Below are 1,651 nucleotides of genomic sequence, written 5' to 3'. Positions count from 1 at the left end.
GCACACATTGTGACTGACGCTACGCTTTCGTCACAGAAAAACCATGTGCTGATATCGAATATTTGTGAAATCACATTTATTTTCGGCCCATAATCAGCGCTGCTTGCTTTAAAATATCGTTCTCTATCAGTAAGCGTTGGTTTTCTTTACGTAAGCGATCCAGTTCTGTTTCTTCCTCTGTACGGTTATCCTTTGCAGCGAAAGAACCTGTTGCCTGATGGTTATCTAAGACTGAAGCAGTTAAATCGTATTCACGGACTGGATAGGCTACACTAAGTTGGACAGTTTTTATAGAGGATAAGGAGAAATTACTAAGCCCTTCAACGAAGAAGAGCTTTATATGGAGCAATGGGCATGATAGCCTCGTTTGGCTAAGCCAGCCCTATTTAGCTGGATTCTTGGCGCAACGAATCATGCCCATAGAGGCTCCATGTCAAGCAACCTGTCCGTCCCTTATGCTGTAAAGGAACCCTTAAAAAAGTTGTCCAAAAGTGTTACCATTCCAGTATTACTATATATTGTTTTCTATTTTTTTGATTTTTTTTTATAGCTTTTAATAATGCTAAACGCCCCCCAACAAATTGACGTCAGCATTATTAGAAGATGGAAGGGCTACGCTTTTATCAGAGAAAAAGTGAGAAGAGCCTGTATTTTTAATATAGGGCATTTTCTAGAATGAGTAAAAATTTATTTATCGATTAAATCATAAGGAGGAAGTTTGAAAGAACAATATATGTAACAAGGCTCTTAATTTTTTTAGAATATTTTTCTAAAAAAGATTATTTATATAATATCTGTCTAATCTATAAACTAAATAAATATTGAAGGAGAGAATATGTTTAACTTTCAAAATATAACTTCTTATGAATTTGAATTACTAGCACGAGATATAATGCAAAAAAAATTGGACATTGAACTAAGAACATATGCAGCAGGACGAGATGGCGGTATAGATATTAGAGGTTTTATTGGCAATGAGATTATTATTCAAGCAAAGCACTATGTCAAAAGTAATTTCTCCAATTTGCGAGGTGCTTTAAAAAAAGAACTAGTAAAAATAAAAAAATTAAAACCTAAAAGATATATAATTGTAACATCTTTTTCATTAACTCCTGATAATGAAGATTACATTTATAATTTGTTCAAAGATTATATGGTAGACAAAAGAGACATTGTGGATATTAATTTTTTAAATACCTTTTTAGAAAATGAAGACAATATAGATATACTTAAAAAGCATAATAAATTGTGGCTAACATCGACAAATGTGTTAAATATGATTTTCAGTAGAGAGATAGATTTTGATTCAAGAAGTTTTATGCAAGACTATGAGGAAAAGTCACGGTTGTTTGTATATTCCAAAGCATATTACGATACTTTAAATATATTAGAAAAGAATAATATTCTTATCTTAGAAGGTGCACCTGGTGTAGGGAAAAGTACTCTTTCTAAGATGTTGGTTGCTGATTTTTGTGAGAAAGGGTATAAATTTCTATATGCAAGTAGCAATTCAATTAGTGAAATTAAGAAGGGCATCACTCCAACAGAAAAAGAAATAATCCTAATGGATAATTTTTTAGGTCAAAGAGTAACTGATATATCCAGTCATTTTTTTAGTGAATTTAAACTCCTAATTGATTTCGTTATTTCT

Annotated in this window: 1 protein-coding gene and 1 pseudogene; one reads left to right on the top strand and one right to left on the bottom strand. The window is 31.7% G+C overall.

Translation table 11 applies throughout. The features are described 5' to 3' along the window. Positions 1-68: 68 nt before the first annotated feature. Positions 69-211, bottom strand: a pseudogene (locus C9J34_RS19990) (transposase); the annotation flags it as partial. Between the two features lie 624 nt (positions 212-835). Here C9J34_RS19990 and C9J34_RS19985 point away from each other — a divergent pair. Continuing rightward, positions 836-1,651 (top strand): nSTAND3 domain-containing NTPase (locus C9J34_RS19985; protein ID WP_193769102.1); only part of this gene is annotated, 816 nt, incomplete at its 3' end.

The sequence above is a fragment of the Metasolibacillus meyeri genome (assembly GCF_003049505.1).
GTDB lineage: Bacteria > Bacillota > Bacilli > Bacillales_A > Planococcaceae > Metasolibacillus > Metasolibacillus meyeri.
The sequence above is the reverse complement of the archived record's forward strand: the minus strand, read 5'-3'. Positions and strand labels throughout refer to the sequence as shown.